The organism is Streptococcus alactolyticus (genome assembly GCF_012277075.1).
GTDB classification, from domain to species: domain Bacteria; phylum Bacillota; class Bacilli; order Lactobacillales; family Streptococcaceae; genus Streptococcus; species Streptococcus alactolyticus.
In genome coordinates, this window is the sequence record NZ_JAAXMT010000010.1 from 57,410 (window position 1) to 75,854 (window position 18,445).

Genomic DNA, 18,445 nt, shown 5'->3' on the forward strand with positions numbered 1-18,445 from the left:
CCAAACAAGACTTAAGCCCCCTCATTTTTCGAAAGCCGTTACAAATAATGAAGACAAACAAGGTTTTCTTGTGATATAATGGAGGTTGTAATCTGGCTCGTTTAAGAGAGGAGAAAAAATGGTAAGACAAAAAATTGCTGTCTTAGGACCCGGTTCGTGGGGAACCGCTCTCGCCCAAGTATTAAACGATAATGGGCATGACGTTTGTCTCTGGGGAAATGTTCTCGAACAAATCAATGAAATCAACACGGAACATACTAATATACGTTACTTCAAAGACAAACATCTCTCAGAAAACATCAAGGCAACGCTTGATTTATCTGAAGCCCTAAAAGACGCGGATGCTGTCTTATTTGTCGTCCCCACAAAAGTCATGCGTCTTGTTGCAAAACAAGTCGCTGAGGTGCTTGACCATAAAGTCGTCGTGATGCACGCGTCAAAAGGCCTTGAGCCTGGAACACACGAACGCCTATCAACTGTTATTGAGGAAGAGATTCCAAAAGAACTACGTTCTGACATCGTGGTGGTTTCTGGACCAAGCCATGCCGAAGAAACCATTGTTCGTGACATCACTTTGATTACAGCTGCTTCTAAGAACATGGAAACCGCCAAATACGTCCAAGAACTCTTCAGCAACAACTATTTCCGTCTTTACACCAATTCAGATGTGATCGGTGTTGAAACGGCAGGTGCCTTGAAAAATATCATCGCCGTTGGAGCTGGGATTTTGCACGGACTTGGTTATGGTGACAATGCCAAGGCCGCTGTTATCACACGTGGTCTAGCAGAAATCACACGTTTAGGGGTGAAAATGGGTGCCAACCCGTTAACCTACATCGGACTTTCTGGTGTGGGGGATCTCATCGTAACAGGAACCTCTGTTCATTCTCGTAACTGGCGCGCTGGTAATGCCCTAGGAAAAGGCGAAAAACTAGCTGATATCGAGAAAAACATGGGAATGGTTATCGAAGGGATATCAACTACCAAGGTTGCTTACGAATTGGCAAAAGAACTAGATGTCTATATGCCAATCACCAGTGCCATTTACAAGGTCATCTACGAAGGTTATGATGTCAAAGAATGTATCGTTGCCTTGATGTCTGGCGACTTCCGTTCAGAGGACGAATGGCACTAAACTCACATTTTTAATAAGTCATTCAATTGAAACAAAAGGAGACTCTCACATGAAAAAAGTTAAAAAGGCTGTCATTCCGGCTGCCGGTCTTGGAACACGTTTTTTGCCAGCTACTAAAGCATTAGCCAAAGAAATGTTACCAATCGTCGACAAACCAACCATCCAATTTATCGTTGAAGAAGCTTTGAAATCAGGTATCGAAGATATTTTGGTGGTAACTGGAAAACAAAAACGTTCTATCGAAGACCACTTTGATTCAAACTTTGAATTAGAGTACAACCTAGAACAAAAAGGAAAAACAGACCTTCTTAAACTAGTAAACGACACCACAGCAATCAACTTGCACTTCATCCGCCAAAGCCACCCACGTGGACTTGGAGATGCTGTGCTTCAAGCCAAAGCATTCGTTGGAAACGAACCTTTCGTGGTGATGCTCGGGGATGATTTGATGGATATCACAGATGATAAAGCTGTGCCATTGACTAAACAACTCATCAACGATTACGAACAAACACACGCTTCAACAATCGCTGTGATGCCTGTTCCTCATGATGAAGTGTCATCTTACGGTGTTATTGCACCTCACGGTGAAGGTGTCAACGGACTTTATAGTGTGGAAACTTTTGTTGAAAAACCAGCCCCTGAAGACGCACCAAGTGATTTAGCGATTATCGGTCGCTACCTCCTTACTCCAGAAATCTTCAATATCCTTGAAACACAAGAACCTGGAGCTGGTAACGAAATTCAATTGACAGATGCTATCGATACACTTAACAAAACACAACGTGTTTTCGCTCGTCAATTCAATGGCAGCCGCTACGATGTCGGTAACAAATTTGGTTTTATGAAAACATCTATCGAATATGCCCTTCAACATCCTCAAGTCAAAGACAATATGAAACAATACTTGATTGATTTAGGGAAAGAATTAGAAGGTACAGCACCTAAACAAACAAAAGAAGACTAAAAAGCAGCCCCCTCAAGCTCAACTTGAGGGGGCTTTTTAGCGCCTTACAAGGCTAAAAAGACAAGTAAACCATTTAGAATAATATAGGCTGCTAGAGCTAGCCAGCGTTGCCACGGTTGAAATAACTTTTCATCAACCTGCGTTGGTAAAAAGACGGCACACAAGAGTCCTCCGACAATACCACCAATATGTCCGACAATACCAATACTTGGACTAAACAGATTAAACAATAAGTTAATGGCAATCAAGATTTGGTAATTACGCCCAACTTCCTTTAAAAAAGGGTCTTTACCAAAATAGCCAACAACCATGGTCGCGGCAAAAACGCCAAATAAAGACGTCGAAGCCCCTGCTGCAATCACATTTGGCGTGAAGAAAAGGGTAAAGACGTTTCCAGCAATCCCAGATAAGACATACAAAGCCAGAAATTTATGATGTCCCCAAATCTGCTCGGCCAATTGTCCAACAAAATAAAGTGTCAATGCATTAAAAATAAAATGCTGCCAACCAATGTGAACAAAAATCGGAGTGACCAAGCGCCATAATTGGCTAGGGTCGTAGGCAACGTAAGCTCCGTACATTCCCCCAAAATTAAAAACAGCTGTTCCAGTGCTGGCATTTCCCAAATAAAGTACCTGCATGGCTAAAAAGACAAGAGTCGTCATGGCCAATAATATCATGGTTACTGGGCTTTTTTGTAAGGCATCCCTCATCGACTAAAAACCTCCCTCACTGCAATGTCATAAGTATCTTCGTGAAAATCCTGTTCTTGAAAATGGTAAATGGTGCTGACCGTCTGTCCATGATAATCTGATAAATAACGGTCGTAATAGCCCCCACCGTAACCAATACGAAAACCCGCACGGTTAAAGGCAACACCAGGAACATGAATCAAATCAATCTCTGACTTGTCCACAGCCTCATCACTACTTAGCGGTTCCCACAGACCAAAAGAAGTCTGCACCAGCGACTCTTTTTCATAAGGACAAAAGACCATGCGTCCCTGTGGATAAGTCTTAGGCACAAGAATACATTTACCATCTTTCTCAGCCTGACGGATCAGCAATTGCGTATCGTATTCAAAATCAAAAGCTAAATAAGTCGCAATAACCTTAGCGTCTTGATAAGCCTTAGAGGCGGTCAAATCTTCCAATAACTGGAGATCTCTCACCTGCTTTTCTTTCCGATCTTGCCCCTTTAAGGCTGCTAAAATCTGCTGTCGTACGTGTAATTTTTCCATGCTATTATCATACCATAAAACCTTTTTTCCTAATAACAAAAACTTTGGAAAGGCATGACAAAATCGACTATTTTAGCTTTTGGAAAGAATATTTTTAATAGCTTTAAGGTTTCTTTAAGGTTTACCCGCTACAATAAGAGTTATCCTAGATAGCGGTTCTCCCAAACCGCTGGGAATAGTCTCTTTAGAATTATTCCCCTTTCATAAATCTCCTGGGCATGATTGAAAAATCATGTCCTTCCCTTTTTGGCCACTGTTTTCCCCACAGTGGTTTTTTCATTTAAAACATAACAAAAGACGCAAAAACAAGGTTTTGCGTCTTTTTTATTTCTAATTGGCTCTTTCTTTTAAGAAACCTGAGATTTCACGAACGGCAAATGGTAGGGCATCCTCATTTGGGCTCATTTTAGGATGGTGAAGGGCATAAGGTGTACCTACCCCAAGCCAAAACATAACGCCAGGAATGTGATTTAAAAGGTAACCAAAATCCTCACCAGTCATGGCTGGCAAACAGTCAATCAAATTGACAGCTTCTTGAGCTTCAAAGAAAGCCATCAATTCACGCGCCAATTCAGGGTCATTTTCAACAGGAAGATAGCCTCCTTGTTTGAGTTCCACGTCGACTTCTATACCAAAACTGGCCGCAACACCTTGAGCAATTTCAGTTAAGCGTTTTTGAATGTGCAGGCTCATCTCCTGTGTCAACGTTCGAATAGTCCCATGCAGCTGCGTGGTTTCTGCAATGACATTATTGGTCGTGCCTGAATGGAAAGAACCAAAGGTCACCACCCCACCTTGAATAGGGTCAACATTGCGGCTCACAATCGTCTGCACCTGCGTCACAAAGTAAGACGCAGCAACCAAGGCATCGTTAGCTTCGTGAGGAAAAGCAGCGTGTCCGCCCTTGCCTTTAAAGGTTACCAAAACTTCACAAGTCCCTGCAAACAAGGTTGAGGTATTGGTCCCAATATCACCCACCTTAAAATCAGGTCGCACATGCAAGCCATAAAATTCATCTGGTTTCCAATCGCCAAAAGCATTGTCCTGATACATGAGCATGCCACCTGCTTCGTTTTCTTCGGCTGGTTGGAAGAGAAACAGAACATTATTTTTAGGCTGTTTTTGCACCAATTCATTGAGCAGACCAAGGGCAACCGTCATGTGGATATCGTGTCCACAAGCGTGCATGCGCCCTTCGTGCTGGCTCGCAAACGGCAACTCTGTTTCTTCAACAACAGGCAAAGCGTCAATATCTGTACGCCAACCAATTGTTTTTTCAGGGGCATATCCCTTGATAAAGACAAGAATACCTGTACGCCAAGTGTGTTGTTCTACAAAGTCTTTTCCAGCCGTTATCTCTGCAATCCGCTCCAAAAGATAGGCTTGTGTTTTGAATTCTTCCAAACCAATTTCTGGAATTTGATGCAAATCGCGACGAATTTTCACTAAATCTAAAGTCATATCGCAAACTCCAAATGGGTTTTATAAATGACGTAGAGCGTCTTCTAGGGCTGTTTTTTGTTGAGTTTTCGCATCGATTTCTTTAATGATGCGAGCAGGGACACCTGCTACCACGACATTTTCAGGAACATCTTTTGTAACAATAGCTCCCGCTGCAACGACCGAACCATTACCAACCTGAACCCCTTCAATCACAACGGCATTCGCTCCCACAAGAACGTTATCACCGATACGAACAGGTTCTGCTGAAGCTGGCTCAATCACGCCTGCAAGGACCGCACCCGCACCGATGTGGCTATTTTTTCCAACAATCGCGCGACCACCAAGAACCGCACCCATATCAATCATAGTGCCAGCACCGATTTCAGCACCGATATTAATCACAGCTCCCATCATCACCACCGCATTGTCCTCAATGGTTACTTGGTCACGAATAATCGCACCTGGCTCAATACGAGCATTGAGATGACGTTTATCCAGCAAAGGTACCGCAGAATTACGCCCATCTTGTTCCACCACATAATCCTTGTTTTCAGTCAGATTAGCCAAAAGTGGCTCAATATCTTTCCAATCCCCAAAAAGCACATTGCCAAGCTTGAGAACATTTTCTGGAACAGCCGCTGCCAACTCTCCCTCAAAAGTCACCTTCACATTTGTCTTTTTCTCCGCATTACCAATAAAAGCAATAATCTCTTGCGCCGTCATTTTTTGTGCAGTCATATTTAAGATACCCAGAGCGTTTTAAAGACCTAGGAGAATCCTGATACCAAGACTTTCCAAGCCAAACACCCTACTCCTTCCAATTCAAAATTAGTTAATTGTATATTATTATAACAAATATTCAGAAAATTTGGAAAGAAATTTTATTAAAAAAATCACTCAGTAAAAAACTGAGTGACTAGGTATTATTAAAATACAAAATAACTTTTATTCACCAGCTAATTCTGTAAATTCTCCATCAATATCTTCTACGTCTTTAGCCATCTTTTGTCTAAAGTCTCCTCTATACTCATTCATTCCCGAAAGATCTTCTAAAATTTTTCCGTCCAATAAATCTACAAATGTATCGGCTAATTTATTTCCCATTGGTTTAAATGTCATATAAGTTAGACCCCCAGAAATCACTCCACCAAGTACTGGAACTACTTTAGTAATTGATTTTCCAACACTTTGTTTCGTAATTTTAACTCCTATGGTACTGCCTATTTTCTTAACAAGCGGATACCACGCGGTTTTGGTTAAAGCTTGTTGTGTTACCTTCTTCCCAAGAGTTTTCCCAGCTGTTTTAGATATATTAGCAATTAGGGCAGATGAACCACTTGCCCCAAGCATAATACCTAGATAAGCAACAATACGAATTCGTGCTTCCTCTGGTAATTGATTATAATCTCCGCCAAATAAATCATCTTCACCAAATAAATAAGCTATTTGCTGTGACAAATTTAGAGCAAAACCAAAATATTGAATAATATCTGCTCCTCCGGATGCCAAAGCAGTAACTGGATTAGATGGAAGCCCAGTTACAAAAGAAGCCACTGAAGTTTTATTAGTAGCGTTATTTATGACTTTTTTAGCTCTTTTTCGTAAAGCTTGACTAGTAAAAACACTTTGAGGACCATCCTTTATAATATTCTCTAAGTACTTATTACCAGCAAATTCCTTTCTTAGGAACTCTTCTCGATTCACTTTTACAAAAGGTAGCTGACTAGCAGCAGTGATTGTTTGAATCATTACCTCATACATTTGATTTTGGTCATTATTTGACATGCCTAATCTCCATTTTCCTTAAAATTTCCACAATCATTATATATACATATATAATTTTTGTCAATCGGTTTCAGAGAATTTTTTCACACAAAAAAGCTCCCTTACGGAAGCTTTTTTATCTATGTTAATGATAAATTAAAGACGTGCGTTCAATTCAGCTGACAAATCTTCAAATCCTGGTTTACCAAGAAGAGCAAACATGTTTTTCTTGTATGCTTCTACACCTGGTTGGTTGAATGGGTTAACAGCGTTAAGGTAACCTGAAAGACCAATAGCCAACTCGAAGAAGTAGATTGTATAACCAAGAGTGAATTCATCTTGTTGAGGAAGTGTCAAGAACATGTTAGGTACTCCACCGTCAGTGTGAGCAAGAAGTACACCATCAGTTGCTTTTTTGTTTACGAAATCAACGTCTTTACCTTGAAGGTAACCAAGGCCATCAAGGTCTTCTGACAATTCAGGAATAACAACGTTTTTACGTGGTTTATCAACACGAACAACTGTTTCAAAGATGTTGCGGTAACCTTCTTGGATGAATTGTCCAAGTGAGTGAAGGTCTGTTGAGAAGTTTGCAGATGTTGGGTAGATACCTTTTTGGTTTTTACCTTCTGATTCACCTGCTAATTGTTTCCACCATTCACCAAAGTATTGCAGTGATGGTTCATAGTTTGCCAAGATTTCAGTTACATAACCTTTACGGTAAAGGATGTTACGGATAGCAGCGTATTGGTAAGCAATGTTTTCTGAAAGTTTGTCAGATGACAAATCTTTGCGCGCTGCGTTAGCACCATTCATAAGAGCTTCAATATCAATACCTGCAGCAGCAATTGGAAGAAGACCTACTGGTGTCAATACTGAGAAACGTCCACCAACATTATCTGGCACAACAAATGTTTCCCAATCGTTAGCAACAGCTTCTACTTTAACAGCACCTTTTGCTTTATCAGTAGTTGCATAGATACGTTTGTTAGCTTCTTCTTGACCGTATTTTTCAATCAAAAGTTCTTTGAAGACACGGAAAGCAATCGCTGGTTCAGTTGTTGTTCCTGATTTAGAAATAACGTTTACTGAGAAATCTTTATCTTTCACGTATTCGACAAGATCTGCTAAGTAACTTGAAGAAATTGAGTTACCTGCGTAAAGGATTTGTGGACCTTTACGGTCTGCAGATGCTTGTAAGTTGTAGAAATGATTACTCAAAAAGTCGATAACGGCACGCGCCCCAAGGTATGAACCACCAATACCGATAACAACAAGCACTTCGCTGTCTGATTGGATTTTAGCAGCAGCTTTTTGAATACGAGCAAATTCTTCTTTGTCGTAGTTTTCTGGAAGGTCTAACCAACCAAGGAAGTCAGAACCAGGACCTGTTCCTTTGCGCAAGTACTCATCAGCGGCACTTACTTGAGCTTGCATAAAATCAACTTCTTCTTGTTCAACAAATTGATCTAAAAGCTTTGAATAATCAAATGTAATATGTGTCATTTTTATCCTCCTCGAATACAATCTCTCTTCTATATTACTCTTTTATCCTTTATTTTTCAATGATTTTTAACAAAATAGATCAAATAAATAAAGCGTTTGCTATTTTCAGAAAACATTCAGAAAAAGTACACAAAAATCAAGTTTTTTCTGTAAAAAAACAACATAAAAAGTCCTAAAAATTTAGGCACCTATTTTTAGAAATAAAAAAAGAGCACACACCTACAATCGCTTAGGGCTGCTGGATTCCTCCCCTGACCCACTTCACGCGAAGATGTTGCTCCGATAAGTATTATATCATAATTAAGAAATGATGCAAGCCAGAACTATGCTTTTGCCTGTTTTTGTTGGGCTTTTTTCTTTTCGCGATTACGACGGAAAAAATCTTGCATAATTCCCGCGCATTCAGCTTCTAGAATCCCTGTTTCCACCTCAACTCGGTGATTGAGGCGAACATCGGTCAAAATATCGTACAGGCTCCCAGCACCGCCAAATTTTTGATTAGTAGCTCCGTAAATCACCTGCGGAATGCGAGCTAATCCAATAGCACCGCTGCACATGACGCAAGGTTCAATGGTGACAAACAAGGTGCTATCCAGTAAACGCCAGTTGCCCTCTTTTTCGTTGGCTTCGTTAATGGCCATGATTTCAGCGTGTAAAATAGCTTTTTGCTGCTCCTCACGCGCATTGTGCCCACGACCGATAATCTCACCGTCTTTGACGATAACGCAACCGATAGGAATTTCACCTTTGGCTAATGACTTTTGTGCTTCTTTGAGCGCTTCTCGCATAAAATACGCCTTTTCTTCCTGCGTAAATGCTGACATTACAAGTCACCTAATTGCCATGATTTGTGCGGCACGGCTAAATCAACAGGAACGTCTTTGGCATAGTGTTGGGTTTGTTCTTTCAGCACTTGCAAGTGTTTTGTCGCATCAATGCCTTCTGGTGGAATTGGTGGGGTATGTGTCAAAACAAGGGATTTAACGGCTGCTTTATGGGCAATTTCGCCAGCTTCCTTGCTTGTCAAATGAGCTGGGTGGTTTTCATTGCCTTCATAAAGGTAAACATCCGCTAAAAAGAGGTCTGCATCCTTGGCAAATGCATCCAAGCCATCAAAGTAACCCGTATCACCAGTAAAGACTAGGACTTGACCAGTAGCTCTTTCAACGATACGAAAAGCGTAGCAAGGAACTGGGTGAACGGTTTTGATAAAGGTCACATCAAAAGGACCAATGTGTTCAACACCTGTCACATCATAAGCTCTACCTTCTGAAACGCCAAGCATAGTTAATTTGTCAAATTCATACAAGTCTTCCTTGTGTCCATAAATTGGCAAAACTTTTGGTGTCCAAAGGTGTTTTGGATACAATTGGAAATAGTGGCGCAACACACCCAAGTCAGCGATGTGGTCAGGATGATAATGCGAAATAATCACGGCATCCAAATCAATCGGGCTGATTTCTTTTTCCAGTTCTGTCACGGCACGACTACCGCAGTCCATCAATAATTGAAAACCATCTTCACCAGTAACGAGATAAGAAGTTGTTCCACCGTCATCGTGTGGATAAGCTCCCCAACAACCAAGTGCTGTTAACTTCATAGTACACCCCTCCTTTATTTATAAACCATTATAACACAAAAAGACCCAACCTTGACAGGTTGAGTGAAGTCTCAGAAATTACGGTCGCTTCGATTGTAACCGTAGCGTTCAAAGAAATCTTTACGAAATTCCAAAAGATTGTCATCCATAATGGCTTGACGGACTTTTTTCATCAAGTTGACAAGGAAGTAAAGGTTGTGGTAACTTGTCAAACGCAAACCAAAGGTTTCATCAGCTTTTAGCAAATGACGGATGTAAGCACGCGTGTAATTGCGGCAAGTGTAGCAATCACAGTCATGGTCAAGCGGTGTAAAGTCTTCGGCATATTGGGCGTTTTTAACCACCAAACGTCCTTCGCTGGTCATGCAGGTACCGTTTCGAGCGATACGCGTTGGCAAGACACAGTCAAACATATCAATTCCTCGGATCACCCCATCAATCAAGCTATCAGGTGCTCCAACACCCATCAAGTAACGTGGTTTATTTTCAGGCAAAATAGGCACCGTGAAATCCAAAACCGCGTTCATTTCGGCGTGTGATTCCCCAACAGCTAAACCACCGATAGAATATCCTGGAAAATCCATGCTAATTAAGTCATGAGCTGACTGGCGGCGAAGGTCTTCAAATCCAGCCCCTTGCACGATACCAAACAAGCCTTGGTCATGTGGTCGGCGGTGTGCTTTCAAACCACGTTCTGCCCAACGGCTAGTACGCTCGATAGATTTTTTAACGTAATCATAAGGTTGGTAGAATTGTGGGCATTCATCAAAACTCATCATGATATCAGAACCCAAATTATTCTGAATCGAAATGGCTTTTTCTGGAGAGAGGAACATCTTAGCACCGTTGAGGTGGTTTTTAAAGGTTACCCCTTCTTCTGTGATATTACGCGTTTCTGCTAATGAATAAACCTGAAAACCACCACTATCTGTCAAGATGGCTTGGTCCCAATTCATAAATTTGTGCAGACCGCCAGCACGCGCAATCAAATCATCACCTGGACGCAACCAAAGGTGATAGGTATTGGCCAAAATAATACCAGAACCCATTTCTTTGAGTTCTTCTGGGGATTGAGTCTTAACAGTAGCCTGCGTTCCCACAGGCATAAACATTGGTGTCGGGAAAGTGCCGTGCGGTGTGATAATCTCACCCAAACGCGCTCCCGTGTGTTTTTCTTTCTTAATTAAACGATATTTAATGGGATAATCTGTCATATTTTCTCCTAGCTACCACAAAAAACAGTTGTGGGCAATGTCAATACATTCTCAAAATAATGGTAAAAATAACCTTTACGATTCTACCAAAAAAGTAGCTGTTTGTCATGCAGTTCTTATTATATGCTATTTCTAATACAATATGTTATAATAAAAAGCACGATTAAAGGAGGTTTTTTGACATGACTGCTTCAGAAACACGCCGACAAGCGCGAGAGTTTCTTAAAACACTGACTGGTAAATACCAGCTCTTTATTGTTACTATCATTTTATCTATTTTAACCATTTCCCTATCTTACCGTCAAACCATCGTTTCTTATGGTGATGTGACCATATTTGTGGATTTTGCAACCTCACTTCCACCACTTATTCAAATTTTATTGACCCTATTTTTAGCGTCAGCAAGTTATGCGGTGCTTGATGTGCTACGTGCCAAAAGAACCGAAGTGAGCGTTTCAGACAATATGATTGTCTTTTCAAACGAACTCTTTTGGAAATTTCTTGTGACAGCTATTGTTAAATGGTTCTTCATTTTCTTGTGGTCTTTGATTGCTATTGCTGGTGGTGTGATTTTATCACTTGGTATGGTCGTTAGCGTTGACAACAACCTAGCTGGTTCTGCTATCATTTTCGTTGGTTGCGCTATGGCTCTTATTGGAACATTCTTTGCCATCATGAAGCAATACGCTTATAGTATGACGACATACGTGCTTTACGACGAAGTCAACAACGGTACTTACCGAGGACCTCGTCAAGTGATTGCCAAAAGCCAAGCCTTGATGGATGGTAACAAATGGCGTTTCTTCTGCCTTGAGTTTAGCTTCATCGGTTGGGATATTTTGACCGCCCTTACCTTTGGTTTGCTTTGCTTCTACACGCTACCATACAGAACAACTGCAAACCTTATCTTCTACGAAAACTTGCTTGAACAAGAAGAAATCTAAAAAAAGCCTTTCAGCCAGTAGTGGTTGAAAGGCTTTTTTATTGTCCCTCATTCTTCATAAAGAGCAAGGGGTGAGCGTCCTGATTGCTTGACATCTTCTTGACACTTGGGGCAAAGACCGTAGGCGGTTACCTGTATTTTTGTGATTTGGTAGCCCGTTTGCTCGTAAGCTTCTTTTCCAATGTCAATCGCATCCACATCCATAAAATCAGTGATGGCACCGCAGCATTTGCAAATGATATTGATGTGCTGGTGTCCCATAAAATCATAGTAAGTGGTTGGATTGTTTGTGACCTTTAATTCCGTCACAAATCCCTCATCGACTAAAACTTTTATATTATTATAAACCGTTGCCAAACTCAAACTTGGGTGTTCTGGCAACAAATCTTTGTAAATTTTATCGGCACTAGGATGCTCGGTGCTATTTATCAGATAAGCAATGATAGCTTTACGTGTTTCCGTGATACGAATGTGTTTTCCCCTTAAATGCTCAATCACATTTTCATAAGCATCTAACGGACGATGATGGGTATGAATATCCATAGCAAAGCCTCCTTCCTCGTTTGCTGTATTCATTATAACACAGTTTAAAAGCTAAGAAAGAAAGCGGTGCTCGTTTTATTTTTGTCTTTATCGACAAAAAATTCTTGAAATTCATTTTATATATAATGCAAAAAGAGCATAAAAACTGAGAGTCGCTTTCTGCGAACTCTCAGTTTTTTCATAATAAATTTTGATATTCAATCTTGATGCATTTATTCATGACGATGTTATCACGGCCTGCAGCTTGTAACAGATCAGCAGCTTCTTGGCTTTCTAGACCAAGTTGTGCCCAGAAAATATCGGCATCTGTTTCTAGGAAATCTTTAGCGACTTCTGGAAGAAATTCACTGCGTCTGAAAACATCCACAATATCAATGTGAACAGGAACATCTTGCAACCTAGCATAAGCTGTTTCATTTAAAACCTTCTGTCCTGCTAATTTGGGATTGACAGGAATAATGGTGTAGCCTGCTTCTTGCATGATCTTAGAAACACGGTAAGCAGCACTGTCCTCACGATGAGATAGCCCAACCACAGCAATGGTTTTAGCATTTTTCAGATAGTCCGCTATCACGGTTTGGCTCGGATTTTGGAAAGTAGTCATCGCAGAAACCTCCTAAAAATGTCTTTTCTTCAGTATAACACACTTCTTTCTAAAAATGAGATGACAAACCTTGCCATCTCATGTCTTTTATTTAGCTTCGTACCAAGTTTGCCCTACATTTTCGTCTGCAATAAGTGGTACTGACAAATCAATTGCAGATTCCATGGTTTCTTTAACCAATTTTTTAACGGTTTCAAGCTCATCTTTTGGCACTTGAAGAATGATTTCATCGTGCACTTGCAGCAACATTTTAGTCTTGAATTGTCCCTCAACCAAGGCTTTATCAAGGTTAATCATGGCAATTTTGAGAATATCGGCAGCACTTCCTTGAATAGGCGAATTGATAGCGGTACGTTCGGCAAATTGACGGACGTTGAAGTTGCGAGCATTGATATCTGGCAACTCACGGCGGCGGTGGAAGAGTGTTTCCACATAGCCTTTATCTTTGGCATCACGCACCACGCGCTCCATGTAATTCTTGATGCCTGGGTAGCGTTCAAAGTACGTGTCAATGTACTGCTTGGCCAATTTCCGCGGAATGCCTAAGTTGTTGGCAAGCCCATAGTCTGAAATACCATAGACAATACCAAAGTTTACTGCCTTAGCATTGCGACGGTCATTTGGCGTCACGTCTTCTGGCTTGTCAATGCCAAAGACACGCATGGCAGTTGAGGTGTGGATATCTGCTCCCTCACGGAAAGCCGCAATCAAATGCTCATCATTTGAAATGTGGGCAAGCACACGCAATTCAATTTGCGAGTAGTCCGAACTCAACAAGAGCTCATCTTCTGTTTCAGGCACAAAAGCTTTTCGAATCAAGCGCCCTTGTTCCAAACGCACAGGGATATTTTGCAAGTTCGGGTCCACACTTGATAGACGTCCTGTCTGCGTCAAATCTTGCAAATAGCGGGTATGGATTTTGCCGTCTTGTAAAATGAAATCCTGCAAACCAACGATATAAGTGGATTGGAGCTTGGCAATTTGGCGGTATTCCAAAATTTTAGACACAATTGGAGAAATCGGGGCCAAACGTTCCAAAACATCTATGGCCGTTGAATAGCCTGTCTTGGTTTTCTTGGTGTAGCTAGTTGGCAACTGCATCTTGTCAAACAACAATTCACCCAATTGTTTTGGTGAGTTGATGTTGAATTCCATGCCTGCTAGGTCATAGATTTCCTGTGTCAATTCGTCAATAACGGCTTGGTTGGCTGCTTCCATATCTTGCAAGGTCGCTTTTTTTACGGAAATACCTGCGATTTCCATTTTCGCCAAGACATTTGCTAAAGGTTGCTCCATGTCAACTAACAAACTGGCTTGTTGGTGCTCAGCCAATTTATCTAACATGGCTTGTTCTGAATCGTTCAAAACAATAATTTTACGAGCTAAATGGCTGAGCAGCACCGCTTTTTCAGGAACAGCACGCTTAACGCCCTTGCCATAAACGGCCTCATCACTATCCAAAACGTGGTTGGTGTAAAGTCTAGCAATGGTTGACAATTCATTGTCCTCAACTGTTGATAAGAGGTACTTGGCAAGACGGCTGTCAAAGGCTGGCGCTGGCAAATCAATGCCTAAATGACTGAGTAGGACCTTGCTCCGTTTGAAATCGTAGGTCTTGATTGGCTTAGCCAAAGCGGCTTGGAACAAATCATCCTTGAGGAGTCCAAGATTGGTTGACGCATAAATCGCCTTGTCATTTCCCCAAGCAAAGCCAATGATAGGCTCAACGTGGTAATTGTCGCCCAAAATTTCAAAATAGAAAAATTGGTCATCTGTGAACATATCCGCACACAAGCTGTCCACTTCTGTATAAGCCACGTCAAATGTTTCTTGCTTCTTAGGAGCACCTAAGCTGTCTTTAAACTGCTTGAAGCCCATGTCATCGTAAAAAGGCACCAATTTATCCAAATTAGGTCCTTGGTAGGCAATATCATCCAAACCAATGGTGATAGGAGCCGTCACATCAATGGTCGTCAAGGTCTTAGACAAGAAAGCTTGCTCTTTGTCGTTAATCAAGTTTTCCTTCATCTTAGACTTTTTCATGCCGTCAATGTTGTCATAAATGCCTTCCAGACTGCCGTATTCTAAGAGCAGTTTCAGACCTGTCTTTTCACCGATTTTGGTCACGCCAGGGATGTTGTCCGATTTATCCCCCATCAACGCCTTAAGATCAATGAATTGTTTGGGTGTGATACCCATTTTTTCCATGAGGTAAGCTGGGGTAAAGGCTTCAAATTCAGCCACGCCTTTTTTGGAAATCTCAACCGTGGTGTTGTTATCCGCCAGCTGAATCAAATCCTTGTCCCCGCTGACAATAGTCACATCGTACTCGTCTTCGTTTTCGGCTAATTTATCCAAAGTTCCGATGATGTCGTCAGCCTCGTAATTCACCAAATCGTAAAAAGTAATGCCCAAGGCGGTCAACATCTCACGAATGTAAGGCAGCTGCTCACGAAATTCTTCTGGCGTCTTGGCACGACCAGCCTTGTAATCTTCGTACATTTCCGTACGGAAAGTGGTCTTACCCGCATCAAAAGCCACCAAAACGTGCGTTGGCTGCACACGCTCTAGCAAGTGATTTAACATGAGGTGAAAGCCGTAAATGGCATTGGTATGCAAACCTATTCGGTTTTTAAAACGGTCAATCTGATTGTATAAGGCAAAAAAAGCACGGTAGGCAACCGATGACCCGTCAATTAAAAGTAATTTTTTCTTGTTTTCCATGGCTTTATTATAACACATCTTGAGCTATCTCCTCTCCTCTTACGCACGATAGCTTGGCAAATGCTAACATTTAAATTTTCTTTAAGGCAATCCTTTTATACTATAGTCATTCCTAAAACTTTTCCAGTTAGTACCGCTAACTGACTATCATCCTAACAGACAGTTTCTGGAAGGATGTATCTTTTTCATAATCTCCTTAAAGTCTAGCCTAGCTAGGCTTTTTGTTTTTAGCCTAACAAGCTAACCAAAGACATCAAAATAGGCACAACCAGCAAGGTGAGTAGGGTGGATTCGGTAACCATAATAGCCGCATAATCCGCATCGGCACCGTACAATTTGGCTACGACAGGAGCATTGGTCATCACGGGCATGGCTGATTGGAGGATAAAGACTTGTTTCATCAATTGTGGCATTTGGGTGTGTTTGACAATGATTAACATCAAAAGCGGAGCAATCACGAAACGCCCGACTAAGACCAAGACATTGTCTTTGGTAAATCGCAAACGTGACAGCCCTACATTTGCCACCGAAATCCCAATGAAAATCATCGACAAAGGGATGGTCAAATTGCCCAAATATTGGAAATCACTCAATAAGAAAGCTGGGAGTTTGATATTTAAAAGAACCAAAATCACCCCAATGATGAATCCCATAAGTGGTGGCGAGAAGATTTTCTTCAAGGTTCCTCGCAAATCAAGCGTGACTTCTTTGCGACCATCTCTTTGAATCAAATAAGTCCCTATAGTCCAGAAAAACGTCGTGTTACACATGTAATAAACCAAGACATAAGGAATACTTTTATCCCCAAAAAGTGCTTGATTGATAGGAAGTCCCACAAAAATCGTATTAGAATTAAAAAACATAGAAACAAATAAGCCCTGATGCTTTTTATCAATCAAGAATAAATGAGCTACCGCTACAGCAATAGCTAATAAAATCACCATTGAAAGCGCTGGAAAACGCAATTGTGACAGCATTTCAAGCAACTCTTTTGCCGTAAAACGCCCAACAATGGTTGAAATCATATAGCATGGTAATGCTACTTGTGTTACCAACTTGGCAATGAGATTCGGCGCTTTTTCATCGAACCAACCTTTTTTGGTTAGCACATAACCGACTAATACCATGATAAGAATAATCAGAACACCCGAAAAACTACTCACAAACCTTGCCATTGCTTACTTCCTTTTCACCTTTTAGTTTCAGTATAGCATATTTTTAGCGCTTTCTTAACTACTTTTATGAATATTATCCCAGTCATTTAAAAAAGCTAGAAAAATAATATTTCTAGCTTTCTTATTCTTGATTAATCATCATTTTCCGAATCGAACACTTGCTCAACGTGGTCATGAATATCTTTTTTAATTTCTTTTGTTTCAACGACAGATTCTTCACCTAGTTGTTGATATTCTACTTTATCTTTCTTAGTAAATTTCTTATCATCGTCATATTTTTTAGAAATCAAGGAAATCATGCGGCGACGAAGATGTTTTTCGTCCTGCACATTACCTTTTTCACGAATCCAAGCTTGAAGCAAAACAACCAACATAATCAAGCCAATGTAACCAAGGATTGGATACATGACAGAAACCAGTTGTTTAAAACCAAGGAAGGACAAGGCATAACCACTTACGACAAAAAAAATCATGTCACGTTTAAACTGACTTTCACCTTTATTTTCAGAAAAGCGTTTTGCTAAAGCATAGTAAAGACTAAAGGCTGTGTTGAAAATAAGCCCAAATACGACAAGGGAATAGGCAAAAGCAAACCAAGGATGGATTTCATTGGCAAGTACTAACATTGGAATATCTGCAGAAGCAATCTTTCCAACATTGACAAACAAGACAAGTGAGGTAATCGCAATAATCAGACCGACAATTGCACCACCAAGTGTTCCCCCTTTTTCAGCAACGCCAATACGAATAATTGAACCACCAAGGACAAAAGCCATTGATACCCCAGTCATCACACAAATGGCGAAGTAATTAAGAACAGACACCCAAATATTTGGCATATTTGTCGGTAGAGTCTTAGCTACTATATTTAACTGTTCAAAGTCAAAAGAATGTCCAATCAGACTATGACCAGCAATGATCAATACCATGATAATAACAATCGGCGTGAAAATCCCAATAATCTGAGTAATTTTCTCAAAATCAAGGAAACTTACAAAAATCACAAGGAGAACACAGATTAAAGCTCCTAACCAAGTGGGCAATCCAAATTGTTGATTAAGGTTAGAACCCGCTCCAGCAATCATGACAAATCCAATGACATAACAAGAAATAATCAAAGCAATGTCTAATACACGATTGGTAAAAGGATGGGCAATCTTTGAAAGCACCTCTGAGTGGTCATTCGAACGATAGTAACTTCCTAATGTCACGATAATACGTCCAAATATAGCATTCAAAATCCCTAAAACAATAACGCCAATCATTCCCCAGATACCAAATCCGACAAAATATTGCATCAAATCCTGTCCCGAAGAAAGTCCAGCACCAACAATAATACCAACATAAGCCAGTGCAATTGATAAAATTCGTTTAACCATTTTTCCTCCTTTTTAAATCAGGCAACATTAATAGGTTAACAAAAACAGATTAAGACAAAATGACGATTGTAATCTCAGTATGACATTTGTTAAATTTCCGTGAAAATTTTCACGTTATTTACAACTCTTTTTCAAGCAAATGCCATTTAAAAAATAAGGGTATTTCTTACCTTCATTTTAGCACAAAACCCCGCCAGAAAGCTTCTGG

17 protein-coding genes and 1 other RNA gene are annotated in these 18,445 nt (G+C 40.7%); 3 read left to right on the top strand and 15 right to left on the bottom strand.

Annotation, left to right across the window (positions count from 1 at the left end):
• Positions 1–118: 118 nt before the first annotated feature.
• Both HFK82_RS06185 and galU read left to right on the top strand, forming a co-directional pair.
• Positions 119–1,135, top strand: coding sequence for an NAD(P)H-dependent glycerol-3-phosphate dehydrogenase (locus HFK82_RS06185; RefSeq protein WP_168261166.1), 1,017 nt, complete (start codon positions 119–121; stop codon positions 1,133–1,135).
• A gap of 49 nt (positions 1,136–1,184) precedes the next feature.
• Complete coding sequence (gene galU / locus HFK82_RS06190; protein ID WP_168261167.1) at positions 1,185–2,102, top strand: UTP--glucose-1-phosphate uridylyltransferase GalU; 918 nt, start codon at positions 1,185–1,187, stop codon at positions 2,100–2,102.
• Positions 2,103–2,146: 44 nt separating this feature from the next.
• Here the strand turns inward: galU and HFK82_RS06195 are convergent, their stop codons facing one another.
• The 10 genes from HFK82_RS06195 to tgt all read right to left on the bottom strand — a co-directional run bounded on the left by HFK82_RS06195 (position 2,147) and on the right by tgt (position 10,869).
• A complete protein-coding gene (locus tag HFK82_RS06195; protein ID WP_168261168.1) occupies positions 2,147–2,815 on the bottom strand; it encodes a rhomboid family intramembrane serine protease in 669 nt (222 codons plus the stop codon).
• Positions 2,812–3,342 (bottom strand): 5-formyltetrahydrofolate cyclo-ligase, encoded by a 531-nt coding sequence (locus tag HFK82_RS06200; RefSeq protein WP_168261169.1) that lies wholly within the window; start codon positions 3,340–3,342, stop codon positions 2,812–2,814. The genes HFK82_RS06195 and HFK82_RS06200 overlap by 4 nt, the downstream gene beginning before the upstream one ends.
• A 330-nt stretch (positions 3,343–3,672) precedes the next feature.
• Positions 3,673–4,803 carry an N-acetyldiaminopimelate deacetylase gene (locus HFK82_RS06205; protein WP_168261170.1) on the bottom strand — a complete coding sequence of 377 codons (1,131 nt, stop codon included), beginning with the start codon at positions 4,801–4,803 and terminating at the stop codon, positions 3,673–3,675.
• Between the two features lie 21 nt (positions 4,804–4,824).
• Positions 4,825–5,523, bottom strand: coding sequence for a 2,3,4,5-tetrahydropyridine-2,6-dicarboxylate N-acetyltransferase (gene dapD, locus HFK82_RS06210; protein WP_168261171.1), 699 nt, complete (start codon positions 5,521–5,523; stop codon positions 4,825–4,827).
• Between the two features lie 207 nt (positions 5,524–5,730).
• Positions 5,731–6,570 carry a hypothetical protein gene (locus tag HFK82_RS06215; RefSeq protein ID WP_168261172.1) on the bottom strand — a complete coding sequence of 280 codons (840 nt, stop codon included), beginning with the start codon at positions 6,568–6,570 and terminating at the stop codon, positions 5,731–5,733.
• 135 nt (positions 6,571–6,705) lie between these two features.
• Positions 6,706–8,055 carry a glucose-6-phosphate isomerase gene (locus HFK82_RS06220; RefSeq protein WP_168261173.1) on the bottom strand — a complete coding sequence of 450 codons (1,350 nt, stop codon included), beginning with the start codon at positions 8,053–8,055 and terminating at the stop codon, positions 6,706–6,708.
• Between the two features lie 200 nt (positions 8,056–8,255).
• Positions 8,256–8,341, bottom strand: an RNA gene (gene ffs, locus HFK82_RS06225) — signal recognition particle sRNA small type.
• Between the two features lie 37 nt (positions 8,342–8,378).
• The gene (gene tadA / locus HFK82_RS06230; RefSeq protein ID WP_168261174.1) at positions 8,379–8,879 is read right to left on the bottom strand and encodes a tRNA adenosine(34) deaminase TadA; all 501 of its coding nucleotides are present in this window, start codon (positions 8,877–8,879) and stop codon (positions 8,379–8,381) included.
• Positions 8,879–9,655, bottom strand: coding sequence for an MBL fold metallo-hydrolase (locus tag HFK82_RS06235; RefSeq protein ID WP_154454928.1), 777 nt, complete (start codon positions 9,653–9,655; stop codon positions 8,879–8,881). Before HFK82_RS06235 ends, tadA begins: the two co-directional genes overlap by 1 nt.
• Before the next feature lie 71 nt (positions 9,656–9,726).
• Positions 9,727–10,869: a tRNA guanosine(34) transglycosylase Tgt gene (tgt, locus tag HFK82_RS06240; RefSeq protein ID WP_168261175.1), complete on the bottom strand. Its 1,143-nt coding sequence runs from the start codon at positions 10,867–10,869 to the stop codon at positions 9,727–9,729.
• A gap of 182 nt (positions 10,870–11,051) precedes the next feature.
• Between tgt and HFK82_RS06245 the strand changes: the two genes are divergently transcribed.
• The gene (locus tag HFK82_RS06245; protein WP_168261176.1) at positions 11,052–11,813 is read left to right on the top strand and encodes a DUF975 family protein; all 762 of its coding nucleotides are present in this window, start codon (positions 11,052–11,054) and stop codon (positions 11,811–11,813) included.
• 47 nt (positions 11,814–11,860) lie between these two features.
• Here the strand turns inward: HFK82_RS06245 and perR are convergent, their stop codons facing one another.
• From perR to HFK82_RS06270, 5 genes are all read right to left on the bottom strand, one after another.
• Positions 11,861–12,355, bottom strand: coding sequence for a peroxide-responsive transcriptional repressor PerR (gene perR / locus HFK82_RS06250; protein ID WP_168261177.1), 495 nt, complete (start codon positions 12,353–12,355; stop codon positions 11,861–11,863).
• 178 nt (positions 12,356–12,533) lie between these two features.
• Positions 12,534–12,959 (bottom strand): CoA-binding protein, encoded by a 426-nt coding sequence (locus HFK82_RS06255; protein WP_154454924.1) that lies wholly within the window; start codon positions 12,957–12,959, stop codon positions 12,534–12,536.
• Positions 12,960–13,046: 87 nt separating this feature from the next.
• Entirely contained in the window at positions 13,047–15,683 is a 2,637-nt protein-coding gene (gene polA, locus HFK82_RS06260; protein WP_168261218.1) for a DNA polymerase I, read from the bottom strand.
• Between the two features lie 227 nt (positions 15,684–15,910).
• Complete coding sequence (locus HFK82_RS06265) at positions 15,911–16,858, bottom strand: AEC family transporter (RefSeq protein ID WP_154454923.1); 948 nt, start codon at positions 16,856–16,858, stop codon at positions 15,911–15,913.
• 131 nt (positions 16,859–16,989) lie between these two features.
• Complete coding sequence (locus tag HFK82_RS06270; RefSeq protein WP_168261178.1) at positions 16,990–18,237, bottom strand: YkvI family membrane protein; 1,248 nt, start codon at positions 18,235–18,237, stop codon at positions 16,990–16,992.
• Between the last annotated feature and the right edge of the window lie 208 nt (positions 18,238–18,445).